Source organism: Candidatus Pantoea symbiotica (assembly GCF_056491525.1).
Genome location: NZ_JBSZHR010000002.1, coordinates 2,316,019 through 2,336,525, shown reverse-complemented (window position 1 = coordinate 2,336,525; position 20,507 = coordinate 2,316,019). Strand labels below are relative to the sequence as shown.

At 52.1% G+C, this 20,507-nt stretch carries 24 protein-coding genes and 1 tRNA gene; 12 read left to right on the top strand and 13 right to left on the bottom strand.

Annotated features, from left to right (window positions below):
• Positions 1-12 precede the first annotated feature (12 nt).
• Together ACXIZX_RS11525 and ACXIZX_RS11520 are read left to right on the top strand one after the other, a co-directional pair.
• A complete protein-coding gene (locus ACXIZX_RS11525) occupies positions 13-1,425 on the top strand; it encodes an EmmdR/YeeO family multidrug/toxin efflux MATE transporter (protein WP_008105454.1) in 1,413 nt (470 codons plus the stop codon).
• A gap of 133 nt (positions 1,426-1,558) precedes the next feature.
• Positions 1,559-1,726 (top strand): hypothetical protein, encoded by a 168-nt coding sequence (locus ACXIZX_RS11520; protein WP_179450277.1) that lies wholly within the window; start codon positions 1,559-1,561, stop codon positions 1,724-1,726.
• Positions 1,727-1,842: 116 nt separating this feature from the next.
• Here ACXIZX_RS11520 and ACXIZX_RS11515 read toward each other — a convergent pair whose 3' ends face one another.
• The 6 genes from ACXIZX_RS11515 to ACXIZX_RS11490 all read right to left on the bottom strand — a co-directional run bounded on the left by ACXIZX_RS11515 (position 1,843) and on the right by ACXIZX_RS11490 (position 5,609).
• The gene (locus ACXIZX_RS11515) at positions 1,843-2,865 is read right to left on the bottom strand and encodes a type II toxin-antitoxin system HipA family toxin (RefSeq protein WP_479404187.1); all 1,023 of its coding nucleotides are present in this window, start codon (positions 2,863-2,865) and stop codon (positions 1,843-1,845) included.
• On the bottom strand, positions 2,862-3,173 hold the full coding sequence (locus ACXIZX_RS11510) for a HipA N-terminal domain-containing protein (RefSeq protein ID WP_179450281.1): 312 nt from the start codon (positions 3,171-3,173) through the stop codon (positions 2,862-2,864). The genes ACXIZX_RS11515 and ACXIZX_RS11510 overlap by 4 nt, the downstream gene beginning before the upstream one ends.
• Positions 3,158-3,490 (bottom strand): XRE family transcriptional regulator, encoded by a 333-nt coding sequence (locus ACXIZX_RS11505; protein ID WP_179450283.1) that lies wholly within the window; start codon positions 3,488-3,490, stop codon positions 3,158-3,160. Before ACXIZX_RS11505 ends, ACXIZX_RS11510 begins: the two co-directional genes overlap by 16 nt.
• Positions 3,491-3,774: 284 nt before the next feature.
• Positions 3,775-3,850 (bottom strand) — tRNA-Asn (locus ACXIZX_RS11500).
• Between the two features lie 103 nt (positions 3,851-3,953).
• Entirely contained in the window at positions 3,954-4,730 is a 777-nt protein-coding gene (gene mtfA, locus ACXIZX_RS11495) for a DgsA anti-repressor MtfA (RefSeq protein WP_008105449.1), read from the bottom strand.
• Positions 4,731-4,934: 204 nt separating this feature from the next.
• Positions 4,935-5,609, bottom strand: a complete 675-nt coding sequence (locus ACXIZX_RS11490; protein WP_008105447.1) for an ASCH domain-containing protein — start codon at positions 5,607-5,609, stop codon at positions 4,935-4,937.
• 570 nt (positions 5,610-6,179) lie between these two features.
• On the opposite strand from ACXIZX_RS11490, the gene ACXIZX_RS11485 reads away from it, so the two are divergent.
• Entirely contained in the window at positions 6,180-6,878 is a 699-nt protein-coding gene (locus ACXIZX_RS11485) for a phosphohydrolase (RefSeq protein WP_008105444.1), read from the top strand.
• Between the two features lie 76 nt (positions 6,879-6,954).
• Complete coding sequence (locus ACXIZX_RS11480; RefSeq protein ID WP_008105442.1) at positions 6,955-7,203, top strand: hypothetical protein; 249 nt, start codon at positions 6,955-6,957, stop codon at positions 7,201-7,203.
• Between the two features lie 42 nt (positions 7,204-7,245).
• Here the strand turns inward: ACXIZX_RS11480 and ACXIZX_RS11475 are convergent, their stop codons facing one another.
• Together ACXIZX_RS11475 and dcm are read right to left on the bottom strand one after the other, a co-directional pair.
• Positions 7,246-8,838, bottom strand: coding sequence for a methyl-accepting chemotaxis protein (locus ACXIZX_RS11475; RefSeq protein WP_179450285.1), 1,593 nt, complete (start codon positions 8,836-8,838; stop codon positions 7,246-7,248).
• Positions 8,839-8,962: 124 nt separating this feature from the next.
• Positions 8,963-10,354 (bottom strand): DNA (cytosine-5-)-methyltransferase, encoded by a 1,392-nt coding sequence (dcm, locus tag ACXIZX_RS11470; RefSeq protein ID WP_479404186.1) that lies wholly within the window; start codon positions 10,352-10,354, stop codon positions 8,963-8,965.
• A gap of 128 nt (positions 10,355-10,482) precedes the next feature.
• On the opposite strand from dcm, the gene ACXIZX_RS11465 reads away from it, so the two are divergent.
• From ACXIZX_RS11465 to dgcQ, 6 genes are all read left to right on the top strand, one after another.
• The gene (locus ACXIZX_RS11465) at positions 10,483-10,959 is read left to right on the top strand and encodes a very short patch repair endonuclease (protein WP_008105435.1); all 477 of its coding nucleotides are present in this window, start codon (positions 10,483-10,485) and stop codon (positions 10,957-10,959) included.
• 69 nt (positions 10,960-11,028) lie between these two features.
• Positions 11,029-11,301 carry a hypothetical protein gene (locus ACXIZX_RS11460; RefSeq protein ID WP_008105433.1) on the top strand — a complete coding sequence of 91 codons (273 nt, stop codon included), beginning with the start codon at positions 11,029-11,031 and terminating at the stop codon, positions 11,299-11,301.
• A 14-nt stretch (positions 11,302-11,315) separates the two neighbouring features.
• On the top strand, positions 11,316-12,218 hold the full coding sequence (locus tag ACXIZX_RS11455; protein ID WP_008105432.1) for a DUF808 domain-containing protein: 903 nt from the start codon (positions 11,316-11,318) through the stop codon (positions 12,216-12,218).
• A gap of 44 nt (positions 12,219-12,262) precedes the next feature.
• Positions 12,263-12,397, top strand: a complete 135-nt coding sequence (locus ACXIZX_RS11450) for a hypothetical protein (protein WP_255253243.1) — start codon at positions 12,263-12,265, stop codon at positions 12,395-12,397.
• A gap of 182 nt (positions 12,398-12,579) precedes the next feature.
• Positions 12,580-12,759, top strand: coding sequence for a YodC family protein (locus ACXIZX_RS11445; RefSeq protein ID WP_008105429.1), 180 nt, complete (start codon positions 12,580-12,582; stop codon positions 12,757-12,759).
• 133 nt (positions 12,760-12,892) lie between these two features.
• A complete protein-coding gene (gene dgcQ, locus ACXIZX_RS11440) occupies positions 12,893-14,545 on the top strand; it encodes a cellulose biosynthesis regulator diguanylate cyclase DgcQ (RefSeq protein ID WP_479404185.1) in 1,653 nt (550 codons plus the stop codon).
• Here the strand turns inward: dgcQ and ACXIZX_RS11435 are convergent.
• The 3 genes from ACXIZX_RS11435 to ACXIZX_RS11425 all read right to left on the bottom strand — a co-directional run bounded on the left by ACXIZX_RS11435 (position 14,542) and on the right by ACXIZX_RS11425 (position 17,178).
• A complete protein-coding gene (locus ACXIZX_RS11435) occupies positions 14,542-15,762 on the bottom strand; it encodes a glycosyltransferase family protein (RefSeq protein ID WP_008105424.1) in 1,221 nt (406 codons plus the stop codon). The two genes, dgcQ and ACXIZX_RS11435, sit on opposite strands and share 4 nt — an antisense overlap.
• A 26-nt stretch (positions 15,763-15,788) precedes the next feature.
• Positions 15,789-16,586: a mannosyl-3-phosphoglycerate phosphatase-related protein gene (locus tag ACXIZX_RS11430; RefSeq protein WP_479404876.1), complete on the bottom strand. Its 798-nt coding sequence runs from the start codon at positions 16,584-16,586 to the stop codon at positions 15,789-15,791.
• 358 nt (positions 16,587-16,944) lie between these two features.
• Entirely contained in the window at positions 16,945-17,178 is a 234-nt protein-coding gene (locus ACXIZX_RS11425) for a DUF2525 domain-containing protein (RefSeq protein WP_061717614.1), read from the bottom strand.
• Between the two features lie 314 nt (positions 17,179-17,492).
• On the opposite strand from ACXIZX_RS11425, the gene ACXIZX_RS11420 reads away from it, so the two are divergent.
• Together ACXIZX_RS11420 and dsrB are read left to right on the top strand one after the other, a co-directional pair.
• Positions 17,493-17,651, top strand: coding sequence for a YqaE/Pmp3 family membrane protein (locus ACXIZX_RS11420; RefSeq protein WP_007891469.1), 159 nt, complete (start codon positions 17,493-17,495; stop codon positions 17,649-17,651).
• Between the two features lie 68 nt (positions 17,652-17,719).
• Positions 17,720-17,914: a protein DsrB gene (gene dsrB, locus ACXIZX_RS11415; RefSeq protein ID WP_008105417.1), complete on the top strand. Its 195-nt coding sequence runs from the start codon at positions 17,720-17,722 to the stop codon at positions 17,912-17,914.
• A 71-nt stretch (positions 17,915-17,985) separates the two neighbouring features.
• Here the strand turns inward: dsrB and ACXIZX_RS11410 are convergent, their stop codons facing one another.
• Both ACXIZX_RS11410 and rcsA read right to left on the bottom strand, forming a co-directional pair.
• Positions 17,986-19,689, bottom strand: a complete 1,704-nt coding sequence (locus ACXIZX_RS11410; protein ID WP_479404184.1) for a methyl-accepting chemotaxis protein — start codon at positions 19,687-19,689, stop codon at positions 17,986-17,988.
• 142 nt (positions 19,690-19,831) lie between these two features.
• Positions 19,832-20,467, bottom strand: coding sequence for a transcriptional regulator RcsA (gene rcsA / locus ACXIZX_RS11405; protein WP_008105413.1), 636 nt, complete (start codon positions 20,465-20,467; stop codon positions 19,832-19,834).
• Between the last annotated feature and the right edge of the window lie 40 nt (positions 20,468-20,507).

The window sequence follows — 20,507 nt, the reverse complement described above, 5'->3', positions numbered from 1 at the left end:
GGCGTAGCAGTGATGCGGGCGGTCAGAAACACGGCGTGGTATCCCAAACGCCGCTCTTACCGTACGTTGTTCTGGCGAGAAATCACCCCATTAGCCGTGCCCATCTTTATCGAAAACCTTTGCGTGATGCTGATGGGCGTCCTCAGTACCTTCCTGGTGAGCTGGCTGGGTAAAGAAGCGATGGCTGGCGTTGGTCTGGCCGACAGCTTCAACATGGTGATCATCTCCTTCTTTGCCGCCATCGATCTCGGCACCACGGTGGTGGTGGCGTTCAGCCTGGCAAAACGCAACGGCAAACGTGCGCGAGCCGCCACGCGACAGTCGCTGGGATTGATGACCGCGCTGGCGTTTGTGCTGGTGATCGCCATCGAGTTTTGGGGACATCTGATCATTGATGTGATTGCCGGTAGCGCCGATCCCAAAGTGAAAGAGCTGGCGCTGAGCTATCTGCAAACCTCTGCGTGGAGCTATCCTGCAGCGGCGATTGCGCTGATTGGCAGTGGCGCGCTGCGCGGCGCGGGTAATACCAAAATCCCGATGCTGATCAACGGCGGCATGAACATTCTCAACATCGTGATCAGTAGCGTGCTGATTTACGGCTGCATGGGTTGGGAAGGGCTGGGCTTTGTCGGTGCCGGATTGGGTTTAACCATCTCGCGTTATATCGGTGCGGCAGCGGCGATATACGTGCTGTATCGCGGTATTACGCCCGCACTGAAAATCTCCATCGCCAGCTATTTCCGGCGCTGGGACCGCAACATTCTGATGGAAGTGTTGGGCATTGGCGTGCCCGCCAGTATTGAATCGGTGCTGTTTAACGGCGGCAAATTGCTGACGCAGATTTTTGTCGCTGGCATGGGCACCAATGAGATCGCCGGTAACTTTATCGCCTTCTCAATTGCTTCGCTGATTAACCTGCCGGGTAACGCGTTGGGATCGGCATCGACCATTATTACCGGGCGCAGGCTGGGGCTGAATCAGGTGATGCAGGCGGAACGGCAAATCAAACACGTGTTCTGGCTGGCGATGATTGGATTGTGTTCGCTGGCGCTAATCACCGTGCCGCTCGCCGGCACGCTTGCGCAGTTTTACAGCCGCGATCCGGAAGTCATCTCAGTTACTAAGCATTTGATTTGGCTTAATGCCGCCTTTATGCCGATCTGGACTGCGTCTTGGGTGCTGCCCGCCAGCCTGAAAGGCGCGCGCGATGCACGTTACACCATGTATGTGTCGATGTTCAGCATGTGGGGCGCACGCGTGGTAGCCGGCTATTTCCTCGGGATTGTGCTGGGAATGGGCGTGATTGGCGTGTGGCTCGGCATGTTCCTCGACTGGACGGTGCGCGGCGTATTTTTCTGGTGGCGACTCAACAGCGGCAAATGGCTAAACAATTATCGCAAGATGATGGCGAAGAGTCGGGGATAACGCATTGGCCAGGTCGCCATAAATGGCGACGCTTTTATGCAATTTTTGGCAAAGAAGCGCACAACTAATCGTTTTGGTTATAGGGGCGCATGCGGTTTACTGTCAGCCTCAATCATTTGTGGAGCAGCTGACAATGAAAAACCTCTTGCAGCAGTGGTTTAACCAACTGATCAATGGCGAGACTGGACCCGCAGAAGAACGCGAATTCGATCTCAGCAACCATATCGACCTGTTGATTCCCATTAGCCAACTGTACGGCGTTGAGTTCCATCCTTCGGTGTATCGCTATTATGAGAGATAGGCGCCTGCACCATGTGATCCGCTACAGCTACTGGAATGAACTGTGCGCTGATGAATAAAGAACCCGCTCCAGGCCAGCGGGTTTTTTTATGTCTGTGATTAGGCGAGCAAGACGCGTTACAGTTCGGTTACGGCCAATAACGTCATTCTGCGTGCGACATAATCAAGTACGAGGTTACGCTGTTCTTCAGGCATATGGCTTTCAGCGTAGGTAGCAATGATCAGCGAGTGACTTTTCACCACATCGACCAACCATTTGCGGGCCAGCGCGGGTTGAATATCCATACCCTGAGCAAGCAGGATAAAGTCCGCACCGACATATTCCCCATAGCATGAATCAATTCCTGGCGCACTCCCGGCATCATTTTCTTCACATTCGAGCAGAGGCAGCGCTAAGTACTCGCCAAATGCAGCAGGATAGGGTACCACGCTGATAAAATCATACACCGGCGCAAGGTAAGCGGGTCCTGTTTCGGGAAGTATGATCCCGATATTACGCAGATGAAAATCATTATTCCCGAGCACATAGGCATAGACGATGCGTAAAAAAAGGTCGCGCTTACTGTTTAAACTATTGCTGACTGCGCTATTCAAAAATTTGGCAGCTCTCTCATAACTGATGGCTTTTTTATTATCAATTTTGCCATATTTATCATCGAGTCCCATCGCGCCGTCCAATTGCTCCTGATGCAATCGGGTCAGATCTTCATCTAAGCGATCATATCTTTTGATCACAAAGGCCAACTCATCTGGTCGGCCTTTTTCAGGCTGAAAGGGGATTAAGCCAAAGGGAGGTACGTTAAATTTTAGACGTTGCATGACGCACATTGTGGCATGCTCATTTTCCGCCAGATGTGGATACTCTTCAGGCGAAGGTTTAAGAATATAAGTGCCATTATTACTAACAACCTGCAGTTCCCCCTTTTCAAGACGCAGTGACAGCTTGGGTTGATAGCCGGAAATACTCATGCCTTTCTGACGTTCAGGCAGTTCCTGAATAAACTGACGACGCGTGAAGGGCAATCTAAGGGCAACTTTTACACTACCAAACAGATGCTTAATGCCTTTAAGGGAATAGTTCGTTTCAAGCTCGGATTCTTTGAGTTGAGCTAAATTTATCAGGCAGCATGCTGAATTCATGATGTTATCTCCTTGAGTACTACTGCACCAAGCAAGTCGTTACCGTTCTGCATGAGTAATCCAAATAGATCTTTATCATCAATTTTTTGAATTTCTGAATATCGTTTGCGTAACCAACCTTCTGGTGCCAACCCTTTGAAGAAAGGATGGAGCTCTTCATTAAAATAAGGTTCTCGCCTTACCGGCATACTTAATGAAATCGCGCGACCGCTATAATCGTCCCGGTAACAGAAAGTGAAACCGACGTCTTCCTCTGTCAAGGTACCGACAGACTTGTCATAGAGCCACACCTCTATTTTTCGAGCCATACTTTTATTCCGAGTTCCTTAAGCAAGGCATGAAGATTCATTGCCTTTGCGGCAGCAGGATTGGCGATCATTCTTTTGAAGGTTGAGATAGACACGCCAATTTGCATCGCCATCTCTTCATAGGTGATATTTTGCCGCTTCAACTCATTGATCAGTATGGGTGGCAGTAATAAAAGCTCAAGGGCAGTCAAAGTAGGCTTATCGGATGCTGCGAATTCAGTGGAACGTTGAACATCAAATGTCCACTCATCGAGCAATTTCTTCTTGTCTGCATGAGAGAGGCTTTTAAGCAGAGACCTAATTTCGTCAAGGTTCATTTATGACACTTTCCCCATTTTTTTAAGCAGCATGCATCTACATTTCCTGAATATAATACTAAAAAGTTCATTTTTGAACCTTTAGCGCGTTTTCATGCAATTTCGACTAAAAAAATGGAATCAAGAAGTGTAAAGTATCATTTTTGATACTTTTGCATTGATTGGTAATTCTTTTACCCTCAGACAAGCAAAATTATGCCAAAAAGGTTCAAAAATGAACGGTAGGGAAGGATATAAGAAAAGCAAAAAGCCCGCTTAGTTTCCTAAGCGGGCTTCTCTAAATATGGCTCCTCTGACTGGACTCGAACCAGTGACATACGGATTAACAGTCCGCCGTTCTACCGACTGAACTACAGAGGAATCGTGTGAACGAGGCGAATATTAATGGCGCCCCTTGCAGGTGTCAACAGCTTAAAACACATTTGTATTCAACTGGCTAGCATTAGTACAAAGCGATCGCGATTTAAGCAGGTTCTGCTGTTAGCATCGCCAATCGCGCCAGTGGATCCTGACGATAGAACTGCTGCAGATGGCGATACATCACCGGGAAGCGGTTAGCCAGTAAATCCGGTGCGCTGAAGAAATACTCTGACAGCACCGCGAAACACTCTGCTGCATCGCTGGCGGCGTAGGGATCGATGGTTGCCGCCTGTTCACCGACTAATTCAACTTCAGCTTCAATTTCTGCCATCGCCTGCTGCAAATCTTTCTCCCAGCTGGCGACATCACGTAGCGCCATCACCGGAATGCCGCTGGTGTAACCGCTGCCGCGCGCATCGAGTTTATGCGCCACTTCGTGGATCACCAGGTTAAAGCCGGAAAGATCGAGTGAATCCTGAATATCCAACGCGTTTAACACTACCGGACCTTGCGTCCAGCTTTGTCCGGCGTGCACTGCCGGCGCGTGGTGCACCAGACCGTTATCATCTTCCCAGCGATCGTCGACGTTGAACGGCTCGGGATAGATCAGCACTTCATGGAAGCCATCGAGCCATTCGAGTCCAAGCTTCAACACCGGCAAACAAAACAGCAGCGCCAGACGTGTCAGCAACAGTTCGTCGAGCTGCAGGCCTTGCAGCGGCGAGATTTTTTTCTGCTGCAGGAAGCGTTGTGCCAGCGTAACCAGTGCGGTTTTTTCATCAGGATCGAGCAGTGAAAAGATTGGCTGCGCCAGCGCCTGTTGCCAGGGAAGCGCCAGTACTGAAGTCTCTATTTGCGCATGCCACGGCCATTTGAACATTGCGTCACTCACTCTTCAGACGAAAACAGTATCCTGGCGCGGCAAAGGAGGAATTACCAGCGCGTAATCAAAGCCGGCTATTCAACCAGTTAGCCGAGGATTTGTCTGTGATTGGCGTGGCAAAGCGGGAAAGTCATGGTGAGGAAATAAAAAAGGTCGTCATGAATGACGACCCTACGTTTGCATGCTTCGCAGCGTTTATCTTTAGCGTTCAACCCGCTGAAACGCGATCACCCAAACCCACGGGTTCACTTCCCAGCTGGTGGCGCCGTACTGTTTCTGCCACGCTTTGCGGTACGCTTCTTTCGGCGATTCAGAATTCATATTCATGGTGAAGAAGTTATTCAGGAAGTGAGAATCGGTCTGCACGCCTTCCGCCATAATGTCATCTTCACTAATGTCCTGAATCTTCTCGGCACGTACCGAGGTAATTTGCAGATCGATGCGGCTGGCCCAGCGCGGCATATGAATGGCGGTCTGCCAGCCAAACTGCTCGGCATTCTGCAAATTCTCATCCAGCTGTCCCAACTCATTGCTGTCAGCGCGATATTGGCAATACGCCGCATTGCGGAACGGCAGGGGATCGCGTTCGTAATCCGCCAGTAAGTTTTCCGGCACAATCGGGCCGCGCCAGGTTTCACGCACCCACAAACCATCGCCCGCCTGACCAAATGGGCAGTGCGAACTGACATCGGTCATCGACATCAATTTATAGCCGTGCAGATGATTGGCGCTGACGTCAAACGCGTGTACGCCTTCATGGTGATCCTGACCCGGACCGAAAGCTTGAGTTTTCATAATGCGCCGGGTCTGCGTTTGCTGGCCAACCAGCAGGGCGCGCACCCGCTGTTCGGAAAAAAGAATCGGCCGTTCTTTCATTGCATACCTCTTATTGTGTCACAAACCCGGAAACTGCGAAGAATCCCCCAACATCCGTAGATGTGAGAGCTAGCATAATGGGTTTGAATCAGTTTGCTTAATAATTTGTCGCCTTAGTATCAGGCTAATCTGGCAATTTTAGATTTTAAAAATGGTTCATAAGCAAAATGTGTGCTGAAAAGGACTTCGCAAGGGATCCGAAGCCAGAATTTTTCCAGATACAGTACGTTATAAAGCCCAGAATGGGAACCTTTTCAGATAATGCCGTGTTGATCTGCCCTTAAGAAGCCGCATATATCAGCGCATATAACTGGAATTTAGCGCTAAAGCGAAATTTGTTGATGACGCGAATATATTAAGCCTGTTGAACAGAGTTATTTAACTAAAACGCGCTAAGGAAATGCCGAAATCGTAATGGCTGCTGTGCAAGTGACGTTAACAGCGCTATAACAAGATCGGGATCTCATTTTTACGCTTTGCACATCCTGGAAGGATGTAAAAAAAGTGTCATGACCAGGCCGCTATGATGTCCGCAGGAACTTAGATAACAGCAATAACAGGAGAAGCACGATGTCACTTACTCACTGGCAACAACGCTACGAGAACTGGCTGCAGCTCAATTGGCTGCATGACGACAAAGCCCACGATATCGCGCACCTGCGCCGCGTCTGGATGAGTGCAAAGCGCATCATGCAGCACAGCGACGCCGATCCTATGATCGTTATGACCGCCTGCTACTTTCACGATGTGGTTAACCTGCCGAAAAACCATCCTGAACGTCATTTAGCCTCAACCTATGCTGCGGAAGAGACGCGCCGCATTCTGCAGCAGGATTTCCCGGACTTCCCGTTCGAACTGCTGGATGCCGTCGCTCACGCGGTGCAGGCTCACAGCTTTAGCGCGCGTATCGCGCCACAAACGCTGGAAGCGAAAATTGTGCAGGACGCCGATCGTCTCGAATCATTAGGTGCTATCGGCCTGGCGCGGGTTTTCTACACGGCAGGCGCGTTAGGTCGTCCGCTGTTCGACAGCGAAGATCCGTTAGGAAAAGAGCGTGAACTGGATGACGTGAAGTGGACGTTGGATCACTTCCAGAAAAAACTGCTGGGTTTACCGCAAACCATGCAAACCGAAGCCGGGCGCCTGTTAGCGGAACATAACGCGGATTTTCTCGTGCACTATATGGGCAAACTGTGCGCTGAGTTGCAGGGCAATCTGACGTCGGTTGATGAATCGGTGTTAAGGGATTTCAGCCCTATACACTCGTAATATTAAATTTTTATGACAGTCTGTTAACTTTCATCTGCTTCCGCTACGTTGTTGTAAATCAAAAGGGAGTATGAAAATGACCGAGACCGTTAACTTAACCATTAAAATTGACCCGGCACTGAAAGAGCACATCAAACAGTTAGCCGCTGATAACCAAATCTCCATGAGTCAGGAGATCGTTAATCGCTTGCAGGCCAGTTTAGATGCGGGTGCGCAACCGGCCATTGATAGTCTGGATACCCAGGAAGCCGTGGAAGATCAGCTCTCCGCCGCAGAATTGAAGCAGATTCGTGCGCTGCTGAAGAAAAGTAAGAAGAAGAAATAAGCGAAAAAACCCGTCATTGACGGGTTTTTTTATGCCTGCAGATTAAATACGGAACTGCTGCGCGCGCTGCGCCAGGCGGTCCGATAACTCGCGCAATTGCACCGCCGATTGCACCTGATGGGCGTTCAGCACTTCGTTTTGCTGTAGCTGTCCGCTCATCTCCACCACTTCCAGCGCAATCTTTTTCACCCGATGGCTTTGCGCAGCACTGTTTTGCTGCAGCTCGTTCAGCTGCGTTACCACGCCAGACACCGCAGCGCTGATCTGCGCGAACAACACTTCCAGCGCTTTCACCTTATCGAAGCCATCATGCACATGTTGCTGTGTATGCTGAATCAAGCCATCAATCTGGCGCGTGGAAGTACCGCTTTGCTGCGAGAGCAAGCCCATCTCTTTGGCGACCACCGAGAAGCTCCGCCCATAAGCGCCCGCATGTGCCGACTCAATTGCGGCGTTCAGCGATAACAACCGCGTCTGCATCGACAAGTCATCCAGCATGCCCACAATCCCGGCGATATCATCCGATGCGGTGACAATTTGCTGCATCTGGGTTTCCATCTTATCGACCTCTACCGCGCAGTTACGCATCAACGCATCGGCTGATTGTGCTTCCTGCGTTGCCTGCTGCGAGAACTGTGCACCGATCTCCACCTCTTCCGAAACGCGATCCAGGCGCTGCGACAAGTGATGGAAGCTGGCATTTTGCTTCTGATGTTGCTGCATCACTTTTTCGTTGTGCTGCTGCATATCCTCGGCACCGGCGGCGACGCTGACTGCCACCGTGTTGATGTCGCGCACAATCTGTTGCAAGCCGAGCCGCATGGTATCAATCGACTGGAACAGCTGGCGCGTTTCCAGGGACTGGCGACGCGGATGGTTTTGCGCATCGACCAGATCACCGGTGGCGATCTGTTCCAGCTGCGCGTTAGCGCGACGCAGCGGCAACAGCACGCCGCGCATCAGCAGGCTGGAGGCCAGCACTAACAGCGCCATCAGCACCGCGCTGACAATCAGCGACATATTGCGGCTCAGCTTCAAGGTGCTAAGCGTGTTCTGATTCACGCTGCTGAGCTGATGATTAGCCTGCTCGATTTCACTGAACCAGGCATCATTAAACTGTTGCTGAAACGCCTGCATCGGCACCATAAAAAAGGCGTTAATGTCATTGGCCGCCAATCCTTTCAGCTGCTCCTGCAATCCTTCCGCCAGCATGGCGAAACCTTGCGCCAGCGGGCTATCTGCATTGGCGTGGTAGGCGGCGAACTGTTGCTGTGCATTTTTTAAAGAGTCATCGGCCGCTGCAGCCAGACTTTTCCAGCTATCGACTGAGCCACTTTGCTGATCCTGCATCAGATAGATGCCGGCGCGATGGCTGTTATCGCTGGCGGTGAGCAGTTCGATACGTGCTTTATCCAGCAGGGCCAGACGTTCACGCAGTTGATTCGCCTGCTGCAGCGAAGTTTGCGTCTGATTGACGTGGGTATTCAGCAGCAGCACACCGGCAAACTGCAGCGCGCAGAACAGCACGATAAACAGCAAAAACTGGCTACGCAAACTGGTGAGCCACAACGGAATTTTCAGGGATAACCGCGCGCGCAGCCGCAGCGGCAGAGAGATAACGGACAGGAGTGACATCACACGCCTCCAAAAAATAAAACAGGAGTATTGGCAGCACGCGTGACAGTTTGGTGACAGCGGGCGCGATTAGGCGGAAAACAGCATAAAGCGCGGCCCTAAATAAAATTGTGGTCCTGAATAGCTACGCCTTTTGCGCGGCGTACTGTTCAATCAACGGTAATAACAATTGCGCCACCGCAGCAAATACCGGCACCACCACCGAGTTGCCGAACTGCTTGTAGGCTTGCGTATCGGACACCGGAATGCGCAGTTTGGCTTCTCCCGGCGCTTCAAAACCCATCAGGCGGGCACATTCGCGCGGAGTTAAACGACGCGGACGGCGCGCCATATTCTCAGCCTGCTGGAAATCAGTTTCGCCTAACGCGTGATCCCAGCCGCGATCGATGAGGATTTCCGAACCATCTTTGTAATAGCGCGCCGATAAGGTACGCACACAAATGTTCAGATTACGCGGATCGTTTAGGCCAAAGCCGAAGCCGTTGCCTTTGGCTTTATGCTTTTTCGCGTATTGATAGAGATAATTCCACAACGTTGGCGACAGCGTGTATTTCGCTTCCGGCTGGGTTTCCAGCAGGCTGTGAAGTGACGGCACATTTTGCGGATAGAGCGCGGGCAGGGCGCGCAACGAGAAACCTTTGCTGAGCCCGCTGTCGCGACGAATGCCCACCAGCACAATGCGCTCGCGATGCTGCGGCAGAAAATGGCGCGCATCGATAACCTTGGCATCCGGCAAACTGCTGTCGTTGGCATCCGCCACGTCATAACCGAGCTCATCCAGCGTGGCCATGATAATGGCGAAGGTGCGGCCTTTGTCGTGGCTCTTGAGGTTTTTCACGTTCTCCAGCACGAAGAACGGCGGCTTTTTAGCAGCGAGAATGCGCGCCACATCGAAGAACAGCGTACCTTGCGCTTCACACTCAAAACCGTGCGCGCGACCCAGCGCATTCTTCTTGCTCACGCCCGCCAGCGAGAAGGGCTGGCAAGGAAAACCGGCCAGCAGCACCTGATGATCGGGAATGGTGCGATCGATATGCTGATAAATTTCCTGCTCATCGCTAATGCCTGCCGGCTGCGTCACCAGACGAATATCACTGTTGAAGTGGTGCAACTGCGGATCGCTATACAGGTTAGCTTTGTAGGTGCGCACCGCTTCTTTATTCCATTCGCTGGTGAACACGCACTGTCCGCCAATTTGCTCAAAGCCACGGCGAATGCCGCCGATACCGGCAAACAGATCAACAAACTGGAATTTGGCGTCGTCATAATGCGCCGGACGCTGCGGCAGCAAGGCCTGCAGGCTGGCGACTTCGCGGCTGGAGAGCGCCGGCGCGGCACTTTTACCGGCGCGAATACGATTCAAACGCGGCACGCTCCAGTCGCGGCCACCGGCTTCGGTTAAGGTAATAACCACATCGCGTGCGGCATAGATATCGAGCACCTGCAGTAACAGCGACGTCGCGTCATCCTGATTGGCGGTAAACGGGGAGGGCGAGACGGGGTCGATAGCGAGCATGCGTTTTTCCTTAACAGTGAAGCGGCTATGCTAACACTCATCACGCAACGAGGAAATTGGCGTGCGGTGTGCTTTCGCTTTTGGCCTAAGCCGCTAAAGTTGAAGAAGCGCTAATACAAGGAGACGCTATGGCAGACGTTCACTCGCAAGCCATTCGCAGCAAAAACATGCGCGCCATTCGCAATCAGGATACCGCGATTGAACAGCGTATTGCGTTGATTCTTAAAGATCGCGGCTTCACCTATCGCGTGCAGGATAAAGCGCTACCGGGCCGCCCGGATTTTGTCCTGCCCGCCGAGAAAGCGATTATTTTTGTTCACGGCTGCTTCTGGCATCGTCATCACTGCTACTTATTTAAGATGCCCGCCACGCGTACCGAATTCTGGAGTGGCAAAATTAACAGTAACGTTGAGCGCGACCGGCGTTACGTCGAACAACTACGCGAAGGAGGCTGGAAAGTACTGATTGTTTGGGAGTGCGCGCTGCGCGGCAAACTGCAGCTGGAGGACAGCGCGCTGATTGAACGTTTAGAAGAGTGGCTGCTGGCGGCAACCGACAGCAGCGAAATCGACCATCAGGGCTTGCATCACTATCGCGTTGAATAGTGCGAGATTGTTGCTTTTAGCCGCCATAACAGTTTAGATCTCCCTTTTCTCTGGGACGCGGAATGAGCCATGAGCAGCATCAAACTTACCGTTAAGCGCCTGTATCAACTCCGCGATGAGCGGATGGTGACAACCCAAGCCACGGCGCGCATTTATCTTGGCGATCGGCTGGTCGCCACCGAAGAGATCAGCGGCATGACGGAAAGTCCGGTGAGCAAGTATTTGCACGCCGGGGATTTGACGGGGCCATTACGCGTTGAATGGGACTGTGCGGGCATCGCCGATATGTCAGTGACGGCGATTGAGCGTTGCCCCTGTTGTCAGGATCACGAACCGGAATAATAAGGAATACCACTTTGGCAGGAACCAGTTTACTTACACTTCTGGATGATATTGCAACACTGCTCGACGATATCTCGGTAATGGGCAAAGTTGCGGCAAAGAAGACCGCAGGCGTATTGGGTGACGATCTGTCGCTGAATGCGCAGCAGGTTAGCGGTGTCAAAGCCAACCGTGAATTGCCGGTTGTATGGAGCGTGGCAAAAGGCTCCTTTCTCAATAAATTAATTCTGGTGCCGCTGGCGTTATTGATCTCGGCTTTTGCGCCCTGGTTGATTACGCCGCTGCTGATGATTGGCGGCGCGTATCTCTGTTACGAGGGCGTGGAGAAGGTGCTGCACAGCCTGAATCACGATAAGGCTGAGCAGAGTCCGGAAGCGCGTCAACAGCGTCTCGATAAACTGGCGCAGCAGGATCCGCGTGCGTTCGAAAAAGATAAAGTCAAAGGCGCGGTGCGCACCGACTTTATCCTCTCGGCAGAAATTGTCGCCATCACGCTGGGCATCGTTTCAGAGGCGCCGCTGCTGAATCAGGTGTTGATTCTGGCGGGCGTCGCCATTCTGGTGACCATCGGCGTGTACGGCATCGTGGCGATGATTGTCAAAATCGATGATTTGGGATTCTGGCTTAAAGAGAAATCCTCTACCGTCGCGCAGGCGATTGGCGGCGTGTTACTGGCCTTTGCGCCCTGGTTAATGAAAGCCTTAACGTTGGTCGGTACCCTCGCGATGTTTTTGGTCGGTGGCGGCATTGTGGTGCACGGCATTACGCCGTTACATCACGCCATCAGCGAATACAGCGCCGGATTCAACGGTTTGGTCTCGGCGCTGCTGAGCAACGGCGCCAATCTGGTGATCGGCTTTATCATTGGGTCGATCGTGCTGTTAGGCGTAAATCTGATTGCTAAGCTGCGCGGCTAGCAGTTATAAAGCGCTGTAAATTTCTAATCACGGTCAGGAGAACGATGATGAACGACGATATGTTTGAATTTGATATCGATGCACAGCTGGAACAGGCTGAAGCCAAAGCGGCAGAGAAAGCCAACGAAGTCCCTGCTGATATCAGCGACGAAGCGGACTGCGAAGGCTGCAAAATCTAATTTTCCTGTTCGGGAAGTGCTATCAAAGCCGACAATAAATCTTGTCGGCTTTTTTTATTTACAGAGTTTTTAACTGCTTATTCTGATTTAGTAGAAGTAATAGATTTATCGTATAGGAAAAAATCGGTCACAGCTGCTATACCTAAACTCGGTCATTTAACGATGAAAGAGGGAGGTGCGGTATGATCTTTGCAATCAGTGACGAAGTTCAGCACAAACAGGGCGGACCCACTATGGTGGTCACCGGCTATGCCAGCGGAATGGTAGAGTGTCGTTGGTATGATGGTTACAGCGTGCGACGTGAGGCGTTCCACAGTGACGAACTCAGTCACTTATCGAGCGCGCAACAGCTGGCCAGTTGAATCCATTCGGGACGGTTTTTGCCGTCCCGAATGGAGTTGTAGCTCAATGATTTACCTTTGATCCCTGCCTATAAATTTTTTTCCAAACTGACTACACTTTGCGCATTCGCCTCTTTTCGAAGCAGGGATGCACATGCCAAACTCAGCTCAGTTATCGCGTTGGAAAAGTCCATTTATACCGGTTCATCTCTGCTTTCTGGCGGTCTTTCTCTTCTCCGCTTTTCTCACCGTGCATGAAGCCTTTGAGCTGAAAAACAATTACGAACAACGTCAACGCGCGCAGTTATCCGACGTGCAGAAAAACCTCGACAGCCAGTTCCAGGAGAGCCTGGACGAGCTGCTCTATTACCAGCAAATGCTCAACTACGCGCTGACTCATCCGCTCGATTCCGATCACGCGCGCGAAACGGTGGCGCGCTTTCAGCAGCTGCGTCAGCAGAATCCCTGGCAGCTACAGCTATCCAGCCCGCGCAGCATGCCGATAAACGGCGTCGGCGATAGCTGGCTAACGCGCGACCCGCTGTTATCGCGTGACGATACCCATATAGATCATGAGCTGCGTGCGGCGCTGGAGTTCAGCTTTATCCTGCAGTTTGGCGATACCAAACAGGATTTCCATTCCCGCTTCTGGTACATCTCGCGAGCCGGTTTCTACATCAGTTCGCGTCCGCCGCAAAATGCGCAGGAGCTGGAAGAGAGTTACGCCACCATGATTCAGCGCCCCTATTTCCGCGACCAGGATCCGCACAATCCGCTGCATGCACGCCTGCGCTGGACCGAAGGTTATCAGGGCTTATTTGATGAAGGGCTGATGATGACGGTCAGCACGCCGATTATCAGCGAAGGTTATTGGTACGGCGTGCTGTCGATGGATTTCACTCAGTCGCGTATCCATGCCTTGCTTGCATCCGCGCGCAACAGCTCATTGCAGGGCAAAATGGTATTGCTGGATCGCTCACTGCATGAAATTACCCGATTGACTGCACCCAACGACCAGCCATTAACCGCAGAACAAAAGGCTTTGTTAGAGCAGCAAATTCTGCAGAGTCCAGCTGGCGTGTCGCGCCTCGGAACGCAATTTATTACCTGGAGCAAACTCAGGAACGTTGATGCCTACATCGCCAATGTTCAAAGTCTGAAGCAAGGCTTTTCACAAGAGTTAGGCCGCGTGGCGCTGTTTATGGTGGGCATGTGGCTGGTGTTTGTCTTGCTGCTGGTGGCGGCGCATCAGGTGATATTCCGTTTGGTGCGGCGCCTGAATGATATGTCGGCCAAATTGGTGTGGCGGGCAAATTATGATGGTTTGACGCGCCTGCTCAATCGCAGTGCCTTCTTCGAGCAATTTGATGCGCTGGCGGCGCGTGGGCAGCAGCAACAAACGCCGCTGGCGGTGATTCAGCTGGATATCGATCATTTCAAAAAGGTTAATGATACCTGGGGACATCAGGCGGGCGATCAGGCCATTATCCGCGTGGCGAGCGTGATCAGCCACACGCTACGCAAATACGATGTCGCTGGACGCGTCGGCGGGGAAGAGTTCTGCATTGTGCTGCCAGAAACCACATTGGCAGAGGCGCAGGCAGTGGCGGAGCGGATTCGCGTGCGGCTGGAGGCGAAAACCATCCTGGTCAACGCCAGCACCACCTTTGGCATTACGCTTTCGGCGGGCGTCAGCGGCAGCGAAGAGCAGGGCGATTATGAGGCTGAGAGCCTGCAGGCCAGCGCGGACAGCAGGCTCTATCTGGCGAAGACCGGCGGGCGCAATCGCGTCTGCGCAGCGGATTAAACCTTGCCGTCGTTATCCTCTTCGACGGCCTGATAAATACGCTGCAGAATATCCGGGAACGCGGATTGCACCCGGCTCCAGCTGGGAATAAACGGTTTCTCGTTCGGACGCTCAATAAAAGCTTGTCCGGCATCGAGAATCGCCTGGGTGAACATTTCTACCGCCGCTTCTTCAATATGCTGATCAAACTTGAGGCCGTTCATGGTGGCTTCGTGGTTGTAGATCTCCATCATATCCAGCGCATTGCGGTAGTAAGTAGCTTTCAATACACGGAACGAATCGCTGGTGAGCGGCACGCCCATGGTCGCCAGCTTACGCAATAGCGACTGCACGATGTCATTACTCATGCGCTTCAAACCGCCGGTGCCATCATCTTCCGCCAGCGGCTGATGTTTGTGGTCGTAGTTATCGGCAATCTCCACCTGACAGGTCTGGCGCGTGGTGTAGTTACGATAAATCTCCGACAGCACGCCAATCTCTAATCCCCAATCGCCCGGAATCTTGATGCCGTTGAGCACGTGCGTGCGCATGGCAAACTCGCCAGAGAGCGGATAGCGGAAGCTGGTGAGGTAATCGAGATATTCCGAGTGGCCGTAGACTTTCTGCAGTGAACGCAGCAGCGGACCGACCAGCAAACGTCCAACACGGCCATTCAATTTGCCATCGGCCACGCGCGCGTAGAAGCCTTTGCAGAACTCATACTGAAATGATGGATTGGCCAGCGGATAGAGCAAACGTGCCAGCATGCCGCGTTCGTAGGTGACGATATCGCAGTCGTGCAGCGCCACGCATTGGGTGCGATCGGAAGCCAACGTGTAGCCGGTACAGAACCACACATTGCGGCCTTTACCGGGTTGGCTCGGTGACAAACCCTCTTTATCCAGTTCGGCGTCCAGCGCTTTCAGACGCGGCCCGTCGTTCCACAAGATGCGATGGCGCTGCGGCAGGCGAGAGAAGAACTCGCGCGCAAAGAGAAACTGGTCGCGATCGGCGCGGTCAAGGCCAATCACGATCTCATCCAGATAGGGCACTTTCGCCAGTTCGTTAACAATGTTATCCAGCGCCGGGCCTTCCAGTTCCGAAAACAGCGACGGCAAAATCAGCCCCATTTTGCGTTTGCGCGAGAAGCGCACCATCTCCTTTTCCAGCGATTCGACGCTGCGGTGGGTGAGATTATGGAAATTAGTAATGACACCATTCTGGTAAAAATCACTCATCGTCTCATCCTTCTGGTTAAAGGCCGTTACTCGTTCGGCGCAAGAAAATAGTCCAGACCTTCACGCCAGCCCTGCGGACCGACGTGCGCGGTGTGGTAAACGTTCTCGGTATCGGTGCGTTGCAGTTCAACCGGCGTTTTGCTGAAGCCTTTTATCACCACGGCATAATCAACGCGCTCCAGCATCGGCACATCGTTGGGGCCATCGCCCAGGCCGATGGTGATGCGCGATTCTCGTTCTTGCGCGGCAAGATGCTGCTGGATTTCCGCCAGCGCGATACCTTTGCCGGTGCCGACGGGCATCACATGCCAGAAGCGTCCGCCCTGAGTTAACGCCAGATGTTGCTCGGCAAGCGCCTCACGAAATTCCTGCAAACGGTGTTCATCATCGCGCCACAGCACCACTTCCGACGCTTCGCGCAGGCGGCTTTGGCTGGCTTCGGTGAGCGTTAAACCGGTGAAGCGTGCCACTTCGGCATCGCTAAATTCATGAAAACCGTTAAAGCGGAATCGCGCCTGCAACGCGTGTAGCGTCTTGCACAGCGCGTGATAGCCGGCGCTGGTTTCGGTCGGCGGCGTCTGTTCGCCGCCCAGCATCACGCGCGCACCGTTTTCAGCAATAAAGGGTGCGCCAACAATGCCCAACTTCTTTTGCAGTGGAATAATCTCTGCCGCCGTTTTGCTGGAACAAATCACCAGCGGAATCTGATGTTGTTTCAGACGCGCCAGCCATTCACTGGCCGCATCCCAGTTGTAGTCATGATGATCAAGTAATGAGCCATCAAGATCGGTAACGATCATCAGGGAAGAGTTAGGACTCAGCATCATCACACTCCTTACGCCAGTGGCATCCGTAAAGCGAAGAGTAATCAGTATAATAGCGGAATCGCGATCACACTTTTTCCGGCGACCCGACCAGCGACATCCAGGATAATTCTTAAACAGCAGAGGTGACAGGATGCGCGATGCACATTTCGTGCACAGCTGAAACCAGCTGTGACGCGGTGCGTGGGGCGATTCGTATGAATGGTTATACAAAATTGTTCGATTTACATGCAGGGATAAGACTTGTCTTAATCGGACTAAGGCGTAATCTGACCGGGTGTTAAGAATTCCCTGGTGTAACGAATTTACTGATTTATTTTACCCGGCCATCCCGCCGGGTATTTTTTTAGAATCGATTTCAACGGTTTACTTCACTGATGGCGAAGTCGCGAATGTCGAGTTCGAAAGCTTCCGCTAAATCGGTATAAGAGTCATAAGCCTCGCCGTTCACTTTGACGCGATGGGCGTTTTCGGCTTCCATAAACTCTTGTATCTCGCCCGACGTTCTTTTCTGAATCGCCTCCAGCAGCGCATCGACATCAATATTGACTTCGCGCTGCACATTCTCGCTGTACTCTTTTGCCGTCGTCATAGCGCCCTCCCAGAGGCGATTGGATGAATTAACAGTATAGACGGTGCTGAAAAGAGGGCGTCGCGGGCAAATTGCAGACAAAAAAAAGCCCGCGCTGCGCGGGCAAAAATCCTTGTTACTTTTAGGTTGACTGCGCCTTTGGGGTTGGTGCAGTGAGGAGAAGTGTACGAGCAGCCCGCGTCAAAAGTCTCTCTATGAAACGTTAAGAAAGCGAAAAAGCGCATCTTGACAGAGTTTTACCTGCCTTTAAGTGCACAGTGCGTAACAGCGTCTATGCTTAGCGATTGATTGTTAAGTGATATCAGGGAGTGAATATGGACTTTTTACGTATTGTCATCGCCATTTTGGTACCGCCACTGGGCGTGTTCTTGCAGGTCGGGTTCGGCGGGGCGTTCTGGCTTAATATTCTGCTGACGCTGTGCGGCTACATTCCCGGTATCGTTCATGCGGTGTGGGTTATCGCCCGACGCTGATCGCGATCAGGCAGTGTTGATTATCTTCCGTTAAACTGTGTCGCAGGACAATTTGTGGAGAGTAATCAATGAAGGTTAACGATCGCGTTACGGTTAAAACCGATGGCGGCCCGCGTCGTGTGGGTACGGTGCTGGCTGTGGAAGCATTCAATGAGGGCACCATGTATCTGGTGGCGTTGGAAGATTACCCGCTGGGAATTTGGTTCTTTAACGAAAGCGATCATGCCGAAGGCGTGTTTGTTGAGCCGTATGAAGGGGCTTGATGCCAGGTGCGCATAAATGCGCACCTGAGTTGTAGGGGCGCCATTCATGGCGACCTCTGCAAATTCAACGCTTAAAACGTTTCCCAGTTATCATTACCCGACGTCGCCAATGCCGGACGCGGCGCCAGATTCGGCGTACGCAACGCGGACTGCGCGGCTTTAGCCACTTGCGCAACCGGCGCATCATTCAAACGGAACACCGCTACCGCCTGCGTCAATCGGCCAGCCTGGTCTTCCAGCGAAGCCGCTGCCGAAGAGGCTTCCTCAACCAGCGAGGCGTTCTGCTGCGTCACGTTATCCATCTCGGTCACCGCCAGGCTAACCTGCTGGATGCCACGGCTCTGCTCATCCGACGCGGCAGCAATTTCCGCCATAATGTCCGTCACGCGACGCACCGCCTCAACAATCTCGCCCATGGTATTACCGGCTTCACCGACCTGGCGTGAACCGTTGGTAATCAAACCTACCGATTCCGCGATCAGCGTTTCAATCTCTTTCGCCGCCTGCGCACTGCGCTGTGCCAGATTGCGCACTTCGCTGGCTACCACCGCAAAACCACGGCCTTGCTCACCGGCACGCGCCGCTTCGACGGCAGCGTTCAGCGCCAAAATATTGGTCTGGAAGGCGATGCTGTTAATGACGTTGGTGATCTCGGCAATCTTCTTCGAGCTGCCAGAAATGTTGTTCATGGTTTGCACCACGCCGCTCACCAGATCGCCGCCGCTGCGCGCTTTACCAGAGGCATCGGCGGCCAGCTGACTGGCGTGATGCGCGTTCTCGGCGTTCTGTTTCACCGTTGCGGTAAGCTGCTCCATGCTGGCGGCAGTTTGCTCCAGCGCGGAAGCCTGCTCTTCAGTACGCGATGAGAGGTCGGTGTTACCGGCGGAAATCTCGCTGGAACCCTGATAAATCGCCACCGCACCTTCACGCACCGTTCCTACAGTACGCACCAGCGACGCCTGCATCAGTTGCAGGTTATGCAGCAAGCTACCAATCTCGCTGCGGCCATAGGCTTGCTCCGGCGCAGTCAAATCGCCTTGCGCAATACGTTCGATGCGGTCAACAGATTGGCGCAGCGGGTTCATCACCACGCGACGCAGGAATACGAAGGTCAGCAGCACTAACACTAATGCGGCGACAAATGCGATAGCCATAGCAATAAAACCGACGCGCGATTGATGTGCCGCTGCGGCATTAATCGCTTCGGCTCGGTCGGTACGGATTTTAATCGCCTTCAACAGCACGGCGTTATAGGCGTCATCCAGCTTACGCGTGACGTCAGTTTCCTGCGCCACAATGCCTTCAAAGCTGCCTTGCTTAGCCGATTCAATCATCGGCTTAAGGCCTTTATCAATATAGGCATTGAAGCTGGCGGTCAGCGGTTCGTCGAGGGCAATATCCGCTGGCGTTTTCGCCTTGCGATCCATATAGAGTTTAAAGCCTTCGCGCGCTTGTTTAATACGCGTCTCGGTGCGTGCTAAATCGGCACGATAACCATCCATTTCGCCAATACGCGCGGCGGCACCGGATTGCAGCACATTCAGTCGTGCAGTGCGCAGATGGTTAGAACTGTTGGAGATGCCCATGCGGATTTGAATTTCTTCCGTGGCATCATTGAGTGAGTTATTACTCTGAATCAAAAAGTAGCTGGCGAGTCCAATGCACAGGGCAAAAAGCAGCAGAATGCCACCAAAGATCATACTGAACAAAGGCATCAGGCGCAGGTTCTGCCAGATGCTGAGCTTATATTGCTCATCAATCGATGCTGTTTTCATATCCTTGCTCTCATGTAGGTAGGTGTTATGAGAATAAGCATCGGCAGGCGAGGGGAAAGGATTAGGCAGGAAAGTGAGATCAAACTCGCAAAACGAGAAAGGGGCCAATCGCTGGATTGGCCCCTTTATTCACTGAAGGAAATTATCGCACGTTAACATAAATCCCTGAGGTAACATTATCAGTCAAACGTACGACATGATAAATAACCTGCTTATTATGGGTTTTAATTTTACGTTTAATATTACCTTTATGTGACGAAACAGTTTTGGCTTTAATTTGCATATTCTCAGATATCTGAATGGTGTCATGACCTGACATCCACATTTTCAGCATATTTGATTCAGTCTGACTTAATGTCAGTGGATGCACGTCGAGCCCAGCAGAAATACGTGGCGAAGCGTTGAGTTTCTTTTGCAGGTAGGTGCCTAACAAAGAATCCAGCGTCGAAGTTTTTATCGATTTTGACGTAATAATCAGGTTCTTACGAACGTAGAGGTATTCCTCAAAATGGATATTCGAGATCGCCATGAAAATAAAGAATAAGGTATCAGGATGCTGCATAATAATAGCACGAATACGATCGCTGGAATCAGATTCGTGAATAAAGCACTCTTCGTTGATAAACACGACGCCCGGCTTTATTTGCTCACATCTTTGTTGCAATTGGTCGATGTCAGAGACAGGAGTAATATTTTTCTTTTTAACTCCTTTCGCAGACATATAGTCAGACAAACCCAGGCGTGTGTAATTACATGAATCCATAATAATCGTTGGCATTATAGCGACCCTCACCAATTTGTTATCCGTTTAAATCAAC